Here is a 17073-nt window from a genome sequence, read left to right as displayed (position 1 = left end):
CAAAAGGAGACCTTGCTATGAATCGAACAGCATCTGTTGAAAAAGAACTCATTAAAGCAATCCTTCAAGGAGAATATCTAACAGGCAGCCAAATTGAGACGGAAAGAGAATTGGCCACTATCTATAATATAGGGCGTCCTGCGATTCGAGAAATTTTACAGCGCCTAAGTCATGGCGGTTGGCTGACGCTTAGAAAAGGCCAACGCGCTGTTGTGAATGATTATTGGTATGGCGGAAATATTACAACGATCGTCGATATTATTGAGTACTTTGACCAAGTACCTGATGCTTTTGTTCTCTACTTTTTAGAACTGCGTATTGCGCTAACACCCCAATATGTAAAAAAAGCAATTAGGCTGAATCACCCTAAAGTAGTAGGCTTGCTATCCGAATTCGATGAGTTACCAGACACTCCGGAAGCTTTCGCGTCTTATGATTGGAAGGTGCAAAAAGAGTTAGCTAGATTATCCGAGAACCCTCTTTTTGTACTCGTGCTTAATAGCTTTGAGCCAGCTTATGTAAAAATGGCAATGAAATACTTCGAAACCTCTTTTCGCCGAGAGGCATCGTTGAACTATTATAAGAAATTAATGGCCGTTGCATTAAATGGTGATGATCAGCAAGCAGAAGAGCTCGCCCATGCGATGATGGAAAAAAGCTATACGTTATGGGCAAACCAATTATCATCTGATGAAAAAATCGGTGTGAGATTTAGGTTCGAAGACATGTAATAAGTGAGTTGTGCTTTGCACAGATACATAAGGGGGGAGAGAGATTACAATTACTAAATTACTAGTCAGGTTTCTTTCATACGTTCTACTCATAGCTACAGTCTTCATGATGGATGTTCCAAAAGGGAACGCGGATTCAGCTGACGAATCCATCACCATCCTTTTCACGCATGATTTACATGACAATTTCCTTCCGTTTGAAATCGATAGAGGGCAAGGGGAAGTGACAGTTGGCGGATATGCTAGATTACATAGTGCGATTCAAGAGCAAAGAGAAAAAGATCCGGATGCCCTATTAGTCGATGCGGGTGATTTCGCAATGGGGACATTGTTCCAAACGATTTACCAAACGGACGCGCCAGGTCTAAAAATGATGGGACAAATGGGATATGATGTAACCACAATAGGGAATCATGAGTTTGACTTTAGAGCGGAAGGGTTAGCGAGAAGTTTACGCGCCGCAAAGGACAGTGGCGAAGAACTCCCTAGCATTGTTGCTTCAAATACGATCTTTCCGACAGATGAGGATGGCGAGTTACCCGATAATATAAAAGCTTTAAAAGAAGCGATGAATGAGTACGATGTGAAAGATTATATGGTCATCGAGCGTAAAGGGATTAGAATTGGCATTTTAGGGTTGATGGGAGAAGAAGCAGCTGGCAATGCTCCTATGTCCGGTGTTACTTTTAATAATGCGATAGAAAGTGCCAAGTCAACGGTAGCTACGCTAAAGAATGACGAGAAAGTTGACCTTGTCATTGCTCTTTCCCATTCAGGTACGTCCGAAGACCCGTCCCAATCAGAAGATGAACTCATTGCAAAAAAGGTTCCGGACATTGATGTCATTATTAGTGGTCATAGCCACACAACTCTAGAAGAACCAATTATTATAGGAGATACAATTTTAGGTTCAGCCGGCGAATATGGAGAACATTTAGGTGTGTTAACTATTTCACAGAATGAAAATGACAAATGGACAGTCAATAATTATGAACTACAGTTAATCGATGATTCACTTCCTTTAGATTCAGAGATTACCAAAACAATTGAGGAGTATAAACAGGTGATTCAGGAAAACTACCTTCGTCAATTTAGGATGGAATTTGATGAAGTGCTTGCTTACACACCCTTCGATTTCACTCCTTTTACAGAGTTAGGGATCGATCAAAAAGAAGAACCATTAGGGAATTTGATAGGGGACTCCTTTGTTCATACCATTCAACAATTGGAAGGGAGCGAGTATGAGCCGATTGCTGCAGCTGTTGTCCCTGTTGGTACGATTAGAAATTCATTTAATAAGGGGAACATCACGGTTTCAAATGTATTCAATGTGAATTCTTTAGGCATCGGTCCCGATGGGATTTCTGGGTATCCTCTGCTAGATATTTATTTGACAGGGAAAGAGTTAAAGACGGTTGCTGAAGTTGATGCTTCGATTACGCCAATTATGAACGAGGTTCAATTGTATATCGCTGGTTTAAGCTATACGTTTAATACAAATCGTCTCATTTTCAATAAAGTGACAGATATCAGCTTGCAGTCTCAGAATGGCACAAAGGAAGAAATCGATGATAAAAAACTCTACCGTGTCGTAGGCGGATTATATTCAGTTCAAATGCTCCCTTATGTAAATGAAAAGTCTTTTGGAATCCTTTCTGTTGTGCCAAAGACAAAAGAGGGGAAGCCTGTGACAGATTTTGAAGACCATATTATTTATATGAATGATCACCAGGAAGTGAAAGAATGGTACGCCATCGCCAATTACATGAAATCGTTTGAAAAAGTAGACGGCGTCGCACAAGTGCCCGCCTATTATAATCAACTGAAAGATAGAAAAGTCGTAGTTCATGATGCAAGTATTTTTGCGATCCTTAAAAATCCGAATGGCATTATCCTAACTGCATACGGGATCGTGCTAGCTTTCGTTGGAATCCTTGCTTTACTGATTACCTATATTGTGAAAAGGAGAAAGCGTAAGAAGGGAACTGCAGTTTAAAGCCGCTGTCTTAGCACGGCACAACTCTGAAACAGCTCTACTAGTGTTGAAGTTGTGTGGTGCACAAACAGCGATTATGAAGGAGTTGAGTTGCTTGAGTAAAGTACTATTGGCCTTAATAACCATAATGGGGCTTGTCTATATTTTTCTAATTCCGGAAGAACCAGTAGGCATCAAAATCGCGTTTAAACTAGTTCCAATGACGTTGATTATCCTGTACGCGGCTACGAACACGTCTCTTGTAACTCCTCTTTATAAAAAGATTGTTCTCATCGGTCTTGCGGTCAGTATGGTAGCGGATGCGGCAATTTATTGGTTCATGGCTGGCCTTGCTACATTTTTAGTCGCTCATTTGTTTTATATCGCTGCTTTCCGGACAGCCCGCCGCAAGTCTGTTCCTCTGATTGCTGCAATACCGCTTATCCTTTACGGGATTTTTATGGTGTTTTGGATTGCGGTTCCGCAAATCGCTTCAGGAGAAGTGGTGCTCGGCGTAGCAATCATTGCTTATATGGGGGTCATTTTGCTGATGGGGTGGGAAGCGATTCGAACACGCTTGCCACTGGTGATAATAGGGGCACTTCTGTTTATTTGCTCGGATTCATTCCTTGCGATCGATCGATTTGTCACCCCGCTTCCAGGTCGTGATGCACTCGTCATGATTACTTACTACGCTGCGCAAGTCTTTTTTGCCGCAAGCATTGGCAGACAGTATGTGAAGCTAGGTCCTGACAAGGAAGCGACGATACCTAGGTAAGGAAAAAAGATAAGATTGCTACACAATTTGTATACTAGAATCCATTAAAAGCAACCATCTCTTCTACTAAGTCTGGTAGATGAGATGGTTGCTTTTTCCTTTACGAAAATAGCGGAAAGTGGTTACCAGTGCACGACATAACTATATTGTGCTGAAGGTTTGTAGTGCACAGTCTATCATTTTTTGTCGAAGGTTATGTATGGACAGTAGACTTAATATGTTTGTTGTTAGACTATTACGGGAAAATAAATGAAATAGATATACAAAGGAGGACGAATAAAAATGAGTTCTGTAAATGTAAAACAGTATATTGATCCGTCTTATAAGCTCTATATAAATGGGGAGTGGACAGAAGGTTCAAAAGGTGAAAAACTCGATTCAATCAATCCCTCTAACGGTGAAAAACTATCGGAATTTATAAACGCATCGCATGCCGACGTTGACGCTGCTGTTGACGCTGCACAAAAAGCATTTCCTGAATGGTCAAAAGTAGGCATTGAGGAAAGAAGTAATATTCTACTAAAGATTGCTGATGTTATGGAAGAAAATATTGATCATTTAGCTATGATAGAAACGCTTGATAACGGAAAACCATTGAGAGAAACAAATGGTGCGGATCTTCGGTTAGCTGTTGACCATTTCCGTTACTTTGCCGGTGTGATTCGTTCAGAAGAAGGGACAGCTCAACAACTAGACGAAAACAACCTAACTATCGTTCTCAAAGAGCCTCTTGGTGTTGTTGGACAAATTGTTCCGTGGAATTTCCCAATTCTTATGGCTGCTTGGAAACTTGCACCTGCCTTAGCTGCAGGTAATACAATTGTCATTACACCGTCTTCTTCAACATCATTGAGTCTACTAGAGTTTGCTAAGTTATTTGATCCCCTATTACCTAAAGGTGTAGTCAATATCATTACAGGTAAAGGATCAGAATCTGGTGATTATCTCCTTAACCATGAAGGTATCTCTAAATTGGCATTTACGGGTTCTACGGAAGTAGGTTATAAGGTTGCTAAAGCAGCCGCTAATCGTTTAATCCCTTCTACTTTAGAGTTAGGTGGTAAATCTGCTAATATTATTTTTAATGATGCACCTTGGGAGCGTGCGATTGAAGGAGTTCAAATGGGTATCCTTTTAAACCAAGGACAGGTTTGTAGTGCAGGTTCACGTATCTTTGTCCAGGAAGATATTTACGACGATTTCTTAAAAGCAATGAAAGAAGCATTTGAAAAAGTTAAAGTAGGACTTCCATGGAAAGAAGGCGTCCAAATGGGTGCGCAAATTAATCAAAAACAACTAGATAAAATCTTGGAATACGTTGAGATTGGTAAGGAAGAAGGGGCTAAAGTCGTTACAGGCGGTTATCAACTCAAAGAAGATGAATTAGGCGATGGTGCTTTTATGGCACCAACTATTTTAGCAGATGCCGACAATAAAATGCGCATCGCTCAGGAAGAAATCTTTGGACCAGTCGCAACAGTCATTAAATTTAAAGACGAAGACGAGGTCATTCAGCTAGCAAATGATTCCGACTATGGACTTGCAGGAGGCGTGTTCACACGAGATATTAATAAAGCGCTTCGCGTTTCTCGTGGCGTTCACACAGGAAGGATGTGGGTTAACCAATTCACAAACGTTACTGCCGGTGCTCCATTTGGAGGGTATAAAAAATCAGGTATCGGTCGTGAAACTTACAAGAGTATCTTAGACGCTTATACCCAAACAAAGAATATTTTTATTAATACTAGTGAAGAAACCGATGGCATGTATTAATGAAAAACTGGTGTCTGTTCACGATGTGATCTTGAGTTGATTCGAAGTTGTTCGGTGCATAGGTAGAGTCAATGGGTATATGAAGATTGTAATGAAATTGAGAGAAGTTAGTAAAGAGAAGCGATCATCATTTTTTGGTGGTTGCTTCTTTTTTAATATCAAAATTTGTATTAGAACCAATCATAAATGTTTGTATGAAGAGAAAACTACTTAAAAAGGTAGCTCTAACTAAGAGATATTTAATTGAGAATTATTATCAGCTATAGTATATTAGAGAAAGAATGATACTTATAATTACTAAAGGGGGATTTAAAATGCAAATATATTGGACTAAAATAAATGAGATTATAGAAGAAACGTCTGAGGTGAAAACCTATTTACTCGATTGTCCTGAAGACTTTACATGGGAAGAAGGTTCTCACACCCACTTTGCACTGGAAGGTTTTAATGCTGGAGAGAAACCGAATCGTAGCCTGATTCGTCATATGTCCATCTCCACTTTGCCTCATGAAAATTCGATTGGAATTACAACCCGAATCAAAGAACAGTGCTCCGAGTTTAAAACGATTTTAAGAAATCTAGGTGTCGGCGATGAAGTTGCAATATTTAAAACACATTCAAATGTACCACTTAAAAGAGAAGATAAAAATGTTTATTTGCTGTCTTCAGGTGTAGGTTTGGCAACGTTCAGACCGTTGGTACTTGATTATTTTGAACGTGCAGACAATGTCAATCAAATCCATTCACTGAACATTGACTCGTCAAAGAATTTTTTATTCCCTACTATATTTGAATCCGCGCCTGATAAAAAGTTCACCTCACAGTTCGTCGATAACCGAGAAGACTACTATGAAGAAGTGAAGCAACTTGCTTCAGACAAGAATGGGCTTTTCTATGTTGTCGGCAGCGATGAATTCCTGGTACAGAATATTAAAGTACTACGTGATCAGGGTGTCAAACCGGAACAGATTATGCTTGATAAACGTGAACAATCTCTTTCTGAGTTTTTGTCAGTAGATTTGCTAATTTAAGTGAGGCAATATACTTAGTGATGCCTGCCTGTGCAGAGCTCAACTTCAGGAGTATTCTGAATAGTGTTCGAGTATTGCGGTGCACAGGCAGCGATTACTCAAGTGAAGAAATCGTATGAATGTGGTAAGATAAACATATACTAAAAAAGACAGGGTGCTAGAACACCCAGTCAATGTAGCTGACATCCGCATGAAGTGCGGTTAGCCAGTGGAATAAGAGTGTTAAAAGTAACCATCTCATCTACTTAGCGTGGTAGCGGAGGGTGGTTACTTTTTTTGCTTGGTGTATAGAGCAATCATCGATACAACCGCTGCTACAGTTGCTACGAGAAACATTCCAAATTGGAATAACATGTTAATTGCTTCGTAGGTCACCATTGTAACACCCCCTTTCTCAAGGGAGTGCCAACCGTCCATCCGCTATATATCGCTACCTTATTATTATACCATTTATGAAGTATAAAACCAAACGTATGTTTCATTTTGCGGGAAAATTTAGAAATTATTATTTACATTAAAGTGATACACAACAGCCAAATTAATTGCCTTTCTCTTCTCTTTATTTCATCAAATTCGGCAACAACACTAGCATTAGCACATTACTTGGTGTAGAAGCTATTCAGGATTACGACTCATAATAAATGCGATGTCTTTATGAAAAACAATCATGAAGAGTTTTGAAATTAAGTAAGTTTCAAGTGCAGGAATTCAATAATATATATAACAGAAAGGCTTCAGTCGGATGATGAGACTGAAGCCTTTGTGTTTATTGAGTTTAACTAGTTTTAGCATCTCAGCTAACATTTCACTTACCATCTCGTTCGTCATTACCGTCTTAATTGATAGCACGGAAAAATTTGAAAAGTTGTTGGTCCATATCATGAAGGCTATTCAGAATAAGGTCATTCAAAGAGAAGGGGGAGTGTCGATCAATCTGTTTTATCATTTGCGTTCTACTTTCTGGGATGAGTTTATAAGATCTGGATTGTAAAATCGATCCACTAAATTATAAATCGTCACGAGTTCATAAAGGATAATTAACTCCGGTGGAAATTGAGTTGGATGGATTTCATTGTTTTTTGTGATCTCTTCATTGTCTTCCCAGAAAAGATCGGTGATGTTTTTCAATTGCAGCTGATGCTTTTGTGAATTATAGTCCTCTGCATGCTGCAAGTCATTCGAAAGTTCTGTTACAGCGTCCATTATGATATCACGCTCAGATTCCGACCAAGAAATTTTATTTAAGGGTAAATAGCGTAAATTCCCCAAATGATAATCGAGATTATGCAAATAGGATAATTGCTTTTCAGCCATAAGAAGTCCCTCTCGATCTCCACCCATTAAAGGATGCAAGTTCGATTCATCCTGTTGAAAACGAATTAATGTTTCTGTTTTTAGAATTTCCTTATTCAGTTGGTGAATGATTACTCCATCTATTTTGCGATCTAGTTGTTCGTCATAAAGAATCGTTTGGAAGGTTTGTTCCATAATGGTTCCGGCCCGTGCCCCGATTTTCTGGAGACTATCTAAAATATCCTTCCGATAATCTGGGCGGAAGACGATCATGTTTACAGCGGTAGACACCAATAGACCTGTGGTGGTTGTACCTAGACGGATGAAAAAGGAGATTAAATAATTGCTGTGGATGACCTCAACCATAGCGACAGCTGTCAATGTTGCAACAAGAAGCCCCGCATGGAGCTTCAATTTGTAGCAGGTTAAAATGGTGAAAACTGCAGCCAAAGTATATGTAATCGGTGAGTTTCCAAAAAGTGCAATGAAAAAAACAGCATATGCTGAACCAATAGCAGATGCCGGAAATCGAACGATGCCTTTTTTAATGGAATCACTGACGGTCGGTTCAATCGTTACAATTGCCGTTATAACTGCAAATACAGGCGGCCAGTGAAACCATTCACAAATAATAGCTGTTAAAAATATAGCAATCCCTGTTTTTACAATTCGGATGCCATGGAAATGAAAGTTTCGCATATATTCTTGTCCCCTAACACATTAATTTTAACATAGAAATACAAACGTCTGAGTACGATATACCTCTGAATACTGGGTTATTACAAATATAATGACCTAATTTGAAATGCGAAAATAGAGCTTGTTATTATTTATCAAGTATTGAGATAATTATTGATTTCTGGTAAGATGTGGATATAGTGGGTGAAGTGCAATTGATTCATAAAACTATATTTAAGGTAAACAATCACGAAGTTTTGAAATAGGAATACCTTGCTGTAAAAAGGAGGCCGACAGTGGGTGTCTTTCAAGTTGTGTTTTTCGCAATAATAGCGTTTGTATTGTTTTTTAGCTTGTTCTTTAAATCGAAAGAAGAATTTCTGACAAGGTATTTAGTATATTTCATGGTTATGTCATTCTTTTTTCATTTAATCTTTCAGTCCAAGTCAGTCGTGTGGATGGTTCTATTTTTGTTCTGTGTAGTAGGGATCATACTCTATTTGGATTCCTCACTCATTAAAAAGAGTGTGCAAATACTGAGCATGTTAATCTTTGTGTCTCTTTTTCGTGTACCATCTGGAACAACTGAATTCGGTAGCTATTTGAAAGAAGAACATGGAATTTATTGTGCAGGAATTGAATGTCTGCAGGTTTCTGAAAATGAGGATGTTCCTGGCATGAAGTCTGAACGTTCCGCAATACAATCTTATCACCTAGCCTCGTATTTCTTTTGGGCAAAAGGAGAACTCGAAACAGACTCCATCTCCTTGAAAGCTTTTAACGTTATGGGTTTCTGGCTTCCGGAGCGAGGTTCGAATTAGAAGTCACTTTATTATTTGAAGATTCTTTGCTGGTTTGAAAATGATTTTATGAGGAGTTTCGAATCGTTGGTCCTAGACATTAGCTTGAGGGTCACTAAAGTGAAGGGACATCGAAAAGGGAAGTGATCTATGAAAAACGCTAAGCGATTCTTTATAGTTCTAGGACTAATTTTGTTTGTCTGAGGATCACTTTTCATGCTCTATGCTAAGTATGGACTGCCGTGGAAATATACTTATATGAAGAAAGAAATGACGAATTACTTGGAGTCCCGGTATTTAGACGAGTTCACATTAGGGGCAGTCCATTTTGATATCCTTCATGAAAGAAGTTATTACAGTGATGCGACAGCTGCTTCTACTGGCGTTACTTTTTCTGTAGGGATTTCGAGGAGCGGTGAGTTCGATGATGGTTACGGTTACGAACATTGGTCAATTTATGGAGATTCTCTGTTAAAACCATATTTCCCAAAAGCATTAGGAATCTCAGCGAACGTTACTTTTGATGAACCTTTACCTAGAGGGAAAGACGTTTTGGATCATCTTTCGCACACTTACTGGACGGTATATATCGATATGCCTTTCTTCATATCTGATGAGGATAAAAAAGTAGGGCTTGAGAACCTACTTGCAGTCATTCAGAAAATGGACAATGAGGAGATTCATCTCAACTATATGCTAATTGGATATGGTGGAGATTATGTGGAATTGAAGAAAAACATCCAGCAAATGAAGGGATTGAAAATTGCTGACTATGATATGTGGGAGTAATAAATTACATAGAATTGTAAACTAATTCATAAGCTGGATATTTCGATTTGTCATGAGCAAGAAAGTAACATAATTAGACACAAACGAGGAGATGTACTATGAAAAGAGTTCTATTATTTTTTGCTGTATGGGGAATAACATTTATAGTAGCTGTGCAACCAGTAGCCGCAGCAACAACTAGTTTTCCTGATGTTCCAGAAAGCAATCGATTTCATGATGAAATTCAATATTTAGTCAATAAGGAGATCATTAGCGGCTATTCCAATGGGAAATTCCAACCAAAGCGTAATGTCACTCGAGCGGAAGCGGCAATTATGATTGGCCGCATGCTAGGCTATGATGGAAAGCCACGTGCTACGCAGTTTACAGATGTCACAGCGCAAAATGGAGCAAGTGGATATATTTCGGAAGCTGCCGTCTATAAAGTGATTTCTGGCTATCCAGATCGCACATTCCGTCCGAATGAGTACATCTCAAGAGGCGATATGGCGATAATTCTGGCACGTGCATTTGATATTGAAACTGGATCAGTTCGGAAGTTTAAAGATGTCAGTGAACAGATGAAAGCATATTCTTCTATTAAAGGAATTGCAGGGAATTTCATCACAACAGGTTATTCTGATGGCACATTCCGTCCGGCTAGCAAAGTGTCTCGGGAACAGTTTTCTGCATTTCTAGCACGAGGTCTTAGCTCCGAATATAAGCAAAGAACGGTTAAAAAAGATGGTTATTCTCGTGATATGACAAAGAAATACGTCTTCAACTCTCCAAATGGAGATATCCGCATGGAATACAAAAAAACGACGGGGAAATTTGCTGAGGTTCACTACGCTGGGTTCTTCTGGGTGAGTGAAGGTCCAAAATCTGGAGACATCTCATACTTACAGCAAGAAGAGACGGATGAAAAGCTGATTGAATCTTATCCGTTCTCCGAGTACTACACAGACCTAAAGTATCCTGTGGAGGTAGGAAAGTCTTGGGTAGGACCATCACCAAGTGATATGTCTAAAATAACGGGAATTAATAAAACAGTCAAAACACCATGTAAAACTTTTACGAATGCTGTAGAAGTGACCGTAAATGGATTTAAACTTTATTATGTAAAAGGTATAGGTAGCGTTAAGACAGTTAACCCAACAGGTAAAGTGGTAAGTGAATTGAAGTCAATTCAATAAGAGAACGTCTAAACGTCGGTGATAAGCCGGCGTTCTTTTAATATTGGTGGATAAATTTGGTATACCAGTCATGCCTCGTAATAAAAGAAGTAATCGTATGAAACGATTCAATACGATTACAACTTCTTCTTGTTTATCTAATATCTATGTCTGCATCTTTGAGCGCATCAATTATCATATCTGTAGTTAAGTCAATGTTTTCTTCACTATCATTTAGGTTGTTTGATAGTTTATAAAATTTATAAAAGTAGGAGCTGGATAGGATCGAGAAGAATAGCGAATTGGGTACTAGTAAAAGGATCAAACGGGCTCCTATTTGTATCTTAGCAATTACTATTGGTTTAGTATTGCTGGCCTATTTAATAGATTTTTATCCTGGTGGATATTCTTTTAAGGAAGTTGAAAATAGAGTCATTGTTGAAAAGGGTGTCTTTAAGAAAGAAACCTACAGCCTTCCTTCAACTACAAAAAATGAACTCCAAATCGCATGGTTAGACACTTCCATTAAGAACTTAAAAACAGACTGGTTGATACGTGTTATCTCAGTAGGAGCTATTCTAATTGGTATAAGCCATTACTTTGAAAATAAAAAAAGAGCAATATTGATAACATCAAGCTCAATAGGAATTGTAATGGCTATTCTATTATACTTTCTATACTTAAGGGATATTGGATATATAGAGAGTCTACTAATGACTCTAAGTAAAATACAATGAGGAAACCTAATGTAGAAATAAAATCATAAAAATTCCTGTTCCCGGGAACAACCATGAAATTTAGCTACACAAATACCTCGTTAACTATTTATTTTTAAGTAAGAGTGGTAAATCTAACTATTATATGAGACAGACACGCATATTCAAGTATTTATAGAGGGGGAACGAAGTGAAGAAATTCCTGAAAATTTCGTTTGTTGTGTTAGGGGTTATCATTTTAGGCATTGCACTACTTGTATTCGCCTTTATTCAAAGTATGAAGCCGGATAAAGATAAAGAAGAAGCAATAAAAATCCAAGCTGAGCAATATTTAAAGGAAAATTTTAATGAGGATTTTGAAGTCTATGATGCATTGTACGACAATATGGGAAACTTCGAATTTGAATATGCTGCAAAAGCAAGAAATGAGAACACACAAACACAATTTTTAATTTATTTTTACGATGAAACTGACAAAATGGTGGATACGTACATTGCAAGTAAGTGGAGAAAGGAACTAGAGGGTGAAATACATCCTTTTCTTTCAGAGAAACTCGGAGAGAACATCGATGTCTACGCCTTCTTTAATGACAGGATTGGAAATGATTTAGGAATTGATCCTAATGGCTCTAATAGTTATAAAGATTTCAATGTCGAGGCAACTATTCGTTTGACGATACCTAGAAAAAAGAATTCCGATGATGAGAGAGTTTTTAACGAGTTTATATCATATTTGAAAACAAATGATAAAATGCTACACGGTACCGTTCTGGTTGCCTATATTGCTGAGAATGGTGTGATTTTAGAGGACGATGAATGGTGGAGGGATTTCTAAGGAAAAGGTAATTATATTCTGCAAAAGTTCGTCAATCTTGAATTAGTCTTGGACTTAAAAGGAATATCATAAAAACAACGTAGATTCTAAAGTAAGGTAGAAAAATGAAGTGTATCTCGGAGGTTAACGATGAACAAGTGGAAAACGATAAAATCAAAGTATTTACATGAAAGTCCATTTGGGAATATTAGAATAGATAGTTGTGAGCTTCCGAACGGTAAAGTGATTAATGATTATTGCGTTAATGAATATTCTGATTGGGTAAATGCGGTTGTCATTACGAAAGAAAATCAGATTGTTCTGGTTGAACAATATCGTTATGGAGGGGAAGATTTCTTCTTAGAAGTTCCTGCTGGGAAAAAAGAAGGGCACGAAACGCATGAGGAAGGCTTAATGAGAGAGGTAAAAGAGGAGACAGGTTATACTTCTTTGAAAAACCCTATTTTCTTAGGTGAATTTATGGTGAATCCAGCAACACAAAACAATAAAGTTAGGACCTTTCTGATCCTTGATGCATTTAGCGCATATGAGCAAGATTTAGATGATACTGAAGAAATAAAAGTTAGATTATGTGACTTTGATAATTTTGGAAATGAAATAGTGGCAAACAAAATTAATACACAGTTATTTACGGCAACAGCTTATTTTATGGCTAAGAACTATATTCTTGAAAACGAATCTGGAAGATTAACCTAAATGACAAGCCAAGTTCTACAAGACTTATTTGTAGAACTTATTTCTTATTACTTTTTTTGAAAGGAGAACGTGAATGAGACAAATAATTGCTCTTGGTGGTGGCGGGTTTTCAATGGAACCAGATAACCCTTTGTTAGATTTGTATATATTAAAACAAGCAAAGTGGTCTAATCCGCATATTTGCTTCATCCCTACTGCAAGTGGAGATTCTGATAATTATATTTCTAGGTATTATCACTTTTTCAATCAACAAGAGTGTCAACCATCTCATTTATCTTTATTTGAACCTCCGACAAGGGATTTTGAGAGCTTTATTTTAGAGAAAGACATTGTTTATGTTGGTGGAGGGAATACTAAAAATCTTTTAGCTTTGTGGAAAGAATGGGGCTTAGACGAGATATTAAGAAAAGCGTGGAATCAGGGAGTTATTTTAACTGGATTAAGTGCGGGTTCCATTTGCTGGTTTGAAGAAGGGATTACTGATTCGTATGGGGATGGACTTGAACCAATCCAATGTTTGGGTTTTTTAAAAGGGAGTAATTGTCCTCATTACGATGGCGAAATAGAAAGAAGACCTGCATATCACAAACTTATTGAATCAAATAAAATACAATCAGGGTTTGCGGCAGACGATGGAGTTGCCATTCATTATAAGGACCAAGAAATTAACAAAATAGTTAGCTCCAGACTTAATGCTAAAGCATATCGTGTTTCTTTTGAAAAGACCGTGATAGAGACGGAGCTTCAAACAGAGTTTTTAGGTTCTTATTAAAAAAATATGTAGGAGTGGAGCATAATTTAGTTAAAGGTGTACTGTATGAAACATTCATAAATGTTGAGATTTCATATACCTCATCAATTATCATTCTCGCGTTAAATTCGATCCCGACATACAAATCGTTTAGGGAGGCTGAAAAATGGACTACATGACTAAGAAAGCATACATAGAAATCATTGAAGAGGGAGCTAGGCACGATGATAGTGCGGATTTAATAAAGAGAACAGAAATAAAAGCTGACCAGTTTAAATGGCTTGTTAAGCAGGCCAAGAAGGTAGAAAGCTTACAGCATGAAAACGAACAGCTCAAAAAGAAGATTAAGTATAATCTTGAACAAGAAGAATTCTTTGCATATCACATTGTTACTAGTCAAAGGATGAGTCTTGGACAGAAACTTTGTTTTGACGAGGATCAAAAAAACACCTTATATCGCTTCTTTTTTGAAAAGGAACGATTATCGTCATCTGGTGAAGACTTTATGCAGATTTTGTACGAACATTTTACAGATAAAGGATTAGACTTAGATAAAGAGAATGCAGAAGTAGTTGTTGATTATGCAAATCAAACGATTAGAGCTATTCGAGAAGTGATAACAGAAATGGTCAGACTGCAGGAATTTCCAAAGTATCCATCAAGGCTATCTTGCTTATACGCAGCGAAAAGCTATGAAGAAGCACTCAAATGGAAAGAATTATTTGTTTCGTACAATCGGAACGTCTTGCAGATTGTTAAACTAAAGGTTGTTGGGAATTATTTCGAGGGTGACGGAGAACTTTTACCGAAAACAGATGGTGTTGCTTTTGCTCAAAAAGTTGAACAAGCAAGAGCGTATTGGGAGGGTAATGTGAAAAACGATCTTCCTGAGCTTCTAATTAACGGGGAAATCGAGGTTGTGGAAATCATTGATGAGTTTCTAACACTATAAAAAGTTATCTGTGCGCTCAACAAGCATTGGATTATGGTACGCAGTATGTAAAATATCACAGAATGTACCTGTGTGAGAGACTATTATGAAAGTTCAAGCTGTATTTGAAATAGTATAAGAAGAGTTGTAAGTTAAAAGTAAGCAAATACCTATAGAGTCCAGAACTGTAAAGTATTAAAACAGGTCTGGATTTTTTTGATGAAAATACCATCAGCGACTGGAATAGATACCTAGGAATTTATCGGTTATTGCGACAAATTTCCTTTGTAAATGAGCCATGATAGAGATGAAAAGAGATTCCTGTGTAATAAAATAAAAAATGCAATACACGAGGAATTAGCATAAATACAGTAAACAGCTCTGTCTACTTAGAAGAAAAAGACATGAATTTTGTTTTGAGGACCTTACTACAGTTCGTTTGTTCCAAAGAATCCAAGGGAGCTTATGAGATGCTGAAGGAGATAGATTTGTAATATGAAAACAGAGTCGGATTTGTACGTTGGAAAAACCAATGCCTGTGCATGGCATAACTTGGACACCATTCTGATTTGAATTTAAGTAGTACCATACACTGGCGATGCTTCTTGTATATGTGGGGGAAACGATATTAAAAAAAAACTGTCATGTAATTGTAAACTATTCCATATGCTAGATAGAACGAGTCTTCACAAGCAAGAGAGTAATTTACATCTACAATAACAAGGAGAGGTACAATGAAAAGAATTCTATCATTTTTAGTTTTATGGGGAATTGTGTGTATTTTAGCTGTACAACCTGCTGCCGCAGCGGCAACTAGTTTTCCTGATGTTCCAGAAAACAATCGATTCCATGATGAAATTCAGTACTTAGTCAATAGAGAGATCATTAGCGGCTATTCCAATGGGAAGTTTCAACCAAAGCGTAATGTCACTCGAGGAGAAGCGGCGATTATGATCGGCCGTACGCTAGGCTATGATGGAAGACCACGTGCCACGCGGTTTAAAGATGTTACTGCTAAAAACGGAGCAAGTGGATATATTTCTGAAGCTGCCGTCTATGGAATTATTTCGGGTTATCCAGATCGCACATTCCGTCCGAATGAGTACATCACACGAGGCGATATGGCGATATTTTTAGCACGTGCATTTGAAATAGAGACAGGCTCGATTAGGGAGTTCAAAGATGTCCGTGAACAGATGAAAGCATATTCTTCTATACGAAATATAGCCGGGGATTTCATTACAACAGGTTATTCAGACGGCACATTCCGTCCGACTAGCAAAGTGACTCGAGAACAGTTTTCTGCATTTCTAGCCCGGGGACTTAGCCCTGAATATAAACAAAGAACGGTCAAAAAGGATGGCTATTCTCGAGATATGACTAAAAAATATGTATTCAGCTCTCCAAATGGGGATATCCGTATGGAGTACAAAAAAACGATGGGGCAATTTGGTGAACTTCACTATGCTGGCTTCTTCTGGGTCATTCAAGGTCCAAAATCGGGAGATATCTGGTACGTACAACAAGAAGAAACAGATGAGATGCTGATTGGATCTTATCCGTTCTCCAATTACGAAATAGCGCTGAAGTACCCTGTGAAGGTAGGGACTACTTGGAGTGGTTATGGTCTATCTGAAACTGATGCTTTTAAAATTACAGGAGTTAATAAAACGATAAAAACACCATATAAAACATTCACAAATGCTGTAGAAGTGAGCGAGAAAGGATATAAACATTACTATGTCAAAGGCGTAGGTCATGTGAAGACGGTTGACCCTACTGGGAAATTGGTAAGTGAATTGAAGTCAATTCGATAAAAGAACGTCTAACCATCGGTCGGATATTCTTTAGGCGACCAAATATCCATCCGTTATTTTTACTAATAATTTGATTTTCAAACCTTCTAACCCCTTAGTTAGAAGGTTTCAGACTGTAGACAAACTCCAGTAATCACGGGGTTTGCCTACAGTCTTTTTTTTTTTTTTTTACAATAGTATTAACTAGAAAAAGTTGATTTGCGCTGCGGGCGGACGCTTTCCGAGGGGGTTTGCTCTCAGCCGCTTCCCTCGCTTTGCTCAGTCCAGGGTCTTCAAGCTTCGCTGATCCCTCAGGAGTCGCCGCCCTCCGCTACAATCAACAGAA

The 17073-nt window shown here is 38.0% G+C and carries 16 protein-coding genes; 14 read left to right on the top strand and 2 right to left on the bottom strand.

Translation table 11 applies throughout. The features are described from left to right. Positions 1 to 17: 17 nt before the first annotated feature. From RL70_RS08020 to RL70_RS08000, 5 genes are all read left to right on the top strand, one after another. The gene (locus RL70_RS08020) at positions 18 to 731 is read left to right on the top strand and encodes a GntR family transcriptional regulator (RefSeq protein ID WP_039042900.1); all 714 of its coding nucleotides are present in this window, start codon (positions 18 to 20) and stop codon (positions 729 to 731) included. A gap of 109 nt (positions 732 to 840) precedes the next feature. Beyond that, positions 841 to 2727 (top strand): bifunctional UDP-sugar hydrolase/5'-nucleotidase, encoded by a 1887-nt coding sequence (locus RL70_RS08015; protein WP_197054098.1) that lies wholly within the window; start codon positions 841 to 843, stop codon positions 2725 to 2727. Between the two features lie 94 nt (positions 2728 to 2821). Further along, complete coding sequence (locus RL70_RS08010; RefSeq protein ID WP_052245856.1) at positions 2822 to 3484, top strand: lysoplasmalogenase; 663 nt, start codon at positions 2822 to 2824, stop codon at positions 3482 to 3484. 282 nt (positions 3485 to 3766) lie between these two features. Further along, positions 3767 to 5257: an aldehyde dehydrogenase family protein gene (locus RL70_RS08005; protein WP_039042898.1), complete on the top strand. Its 1491-nt coding sequence runs from the start codon at positions 3767 to 3769 to the stop codon at positions 5255 to 5257. Between the two features lie 314 nt (positions 5258 to 5571). Next, complete coding sequence (locus RL70_RS08000; RefSeq protein ID WP_039042897.1) at positions 5572 to 6288, top strand: bifunctional nitric oxide dioxygenase/dihydropteridine reductase 2; 717 nt, start codon at positions 5572 to 5574, stop codon at positions 6286 to 6288. A 267-nt stretch (positions 6289 to 6555) separates the two neighbouring features. On the opposite strand, the gene RL70_RS18195 is transcribed toward RL70_RS08000, so the two are convergent. Together RL70_RS18195 and RL70_RS07995 are read right to left on the bottom strand one after the other, a co-directional pair. After that, positions 6556 to 6666, bottom strand: a complete 111-nt coding sequence (locus tag RL70_RS18195; protein ID WP_231567254.1) for a putative holin-like toxin — start codon at positions 6664 to 6666, stop codon at positions 6556 to 6558. Between the two features lie 564 nt (positions 6667 to 7230). Further along, complete coding sequence (locus tag RL70_RS07995) at positions 7231 to 8280, bottom strand: aromatic acid exporter family protein (protein WP_039042896.1); 1050 nt, start codon at positions 8278 to 8280, stop codon at positions 7231 to 7233. 275 nt (positions 8281 to 8555) lie between these two features. Here RL70_RS07995 and RL70_RS07990 point away from each other — a divergent pair, with 275 nt between their 5' ends. From RL70_RS07990 to RL70_RS17270, 9 genes are all read left to right on the top strand, one after another. Beyond that, positions 8556 to 9080 (top strand): hypothetical protein, encoded by a 525-nt coding sequence (locus RL70_RS07990; protein ID WP_039042895.1) that lies wholly within the window; start codon positions 8556 to 8558, stop codon positions 9078 to 9080. Positions 9081 to 9275: 195 nt separating this feature from the next. Continuing rightward, a complete protein-coding gene (locus RL70_RS07985; RefSeq protein ID WP_039042894.1) occupies positions 9276 to 9848 on the top strand; it encodes a hypothetical protein in 573 nt (190 codons plus the stop codon). 98 nt (positions 9849 to 9946) lie between these two features. Then, a complete protein-coding gene (locus tag RL70_RS17275; protein ID WP_052245855.1) occupies positions 9947 to 11023 on the top strand; it encodes an S-layer homology domain-containing protein in 1077 nt (358 codons plus the stop codon). A 281-nt stretch (positions 11024 to 11304) separates the two neighbouring features. Next, a complete protein-coding gene (locus RL70_RS07975; RefSeq protein ID WP_039042893.1) occupies positions 11305 to 11739 on the top strand; it encodes a hypothetical protein in 435 nt (144 codons plus the stop codon). Positions 11740 to 11908: 169 nt separating this feature from the next. Then, positions 11909 to 12553, top strand: a complete 645-nt coding sequence (locus RL70_RS07970; RefSeq protein ID WP_039042892.1) for a hypothetical protein — start codon at positions 11909 to 11911, stop codon at positions 12551 to 12553. A gap of 129 nt (positions 12554 to 12682) precedes the next feature. Beyond that, positions 12683 to 13249 carry an NUDIX hydrolase gene (locus RL70_RS07965; RefSeq protein WP_039042891.1) on the top strand — a complete coding sequence of 189 codons (567 nt, stop codon included), beginning with the start codon at positions 12683 to 12685 and terminating at the stop codon, positions 13247 to 13249. 73 nt (positions 13250 to 13322) lie between these two features. Further along, positions 13323 to 14021 (top strand): peptidase E, encoded by a 699-nt coding sequence (locus tag RL70_RS07960; protein WP_039042890.1) that lies wholly within the window; start codon positions 13323 to 13325, stop codon positions 14019 to 14021. Positions 14022 to 14403: 382 nt separating this feature from the next. Then, a complete protein-coding gene (locus RL70_RS07955; RefSeq protein WP_052245866.1) occupies positions 14404 to 14952 on the top strand; it encodes a DUF2441 domain-containing protein in 549 nt (182 codons plus the stop codon). Between the two features lie 713 nt (positions 14953 to 15665). Further along, positions 15666 to 16748 (top strand): S-layer homology domain-containing protein, encoded by a 1083-nt coding sequence (locus RL70_RS17270; protein ID WP_052245854.1) that lies wholly within the window; start codon positions 15666 to 15668, stop codon positions 16746 to 16748. The last annotated feature ends 325 nt before the right edge of the window (positions 16749 to 17073 follow it).

This window comes from Sporosarcina sp. ZBG7A (genome assembly GCF_000813425.1).
In the GTDB taxonomy this organism is placed as follows: Bacteria; Bacillota; Bacilli; order Bacillales_A; family Planococcaceae; genus Sporosarcina.
Note: the sequence above shows the minus strand (reverse complement) of the source record. Positions and strands in the feature narration are given on the sequence as shown.

Excerpts from the sequence above, each read along its gene's own strand:
- RL70_RS08020 (WP_039042900.1), top strand. The coding sequence starts at position 18 with ATGAATCGAACAGCATCTGTTGAAAAAGAACTCATTAAAGCAATCCTT.
- RL70_RS08015 (WP_197054098.1), top strand. The coding sequence starts at position 841 with ATGGATGTTCCAAAAGGGAACGCGGATTCAGCTGACGAATCCATCACC.
- RL70_RS08005 (WP_039042898.1), top strand. The coding sequence starts at position 3,767 with ATGAGTTCTGTAAATGTAAAACAGTATATTGATCCGTCTTATAAGCTC.
- RL70_RS08000 (WP_039042897.1), top strand. The coding sequence starts at position 5,572 with ATGCAAATATATTGGACTAAAATAAATGAGATTATAGAAGAAACGTCT.
- RL70_RS18195 (WP_231567254.1), bottom strand. The coding sequence starts at position 6,666 with ATGGTGACCTACGAAGCAATTAACATGTTATTCCAATTTGGAATGTTT.
- RL70_RS07995 (WP_039042896.1), bottom strand. The coding sequence starts at position 8,280 with ATGCGAAACTTTCATTTCCATGGCATCCGAATTGTAAAAACAGGGATT.
- RL70_RS07985 (WP_039042894.1), top strand. The coding sequence starts at position 9,276 with ATGCTCTATGCTAAGTATGGACTGCCGTGGAAATATACTTATATGAAG.
- RL70_RS17275 (WP_052245855.1), top strand. The coding sequence starts at position 9,947 with ATGAAAAGAGTTCTATTATTTTTTGCTGTATGGGGAATAACATTTATA.
- RL70_RS07965 (WP_039042891.1), top strand. The coding sequence starts at position 12,683 with ATGAACAAGTGGAAAACGATAAAATCAAAGTATTTACATGAAAGTCCA.
- RL70_RS07960 (WP_039042890.1), top strand. The coding sequence starts at position 13,323 with ATGAGACAAATAATTGCTCTTGGTGGTGGCGGGTTTTCAATGGAACCA.
- RL70_RS07955 (WP_052245866.1), top strand. The coding sequence starts at position 14,404 with ATGAGTCTTGGACAGAAACTTTGTTTTGACGAGGATCAAAAAAACACC.
- RL70_RS17270 (WP_052245854.1), top strand. The coding sequence starts at position 15,666 with ATGAAAAGAATTCTATCATTTTTAGTTTTATGGGGAATTGTGTGTATT.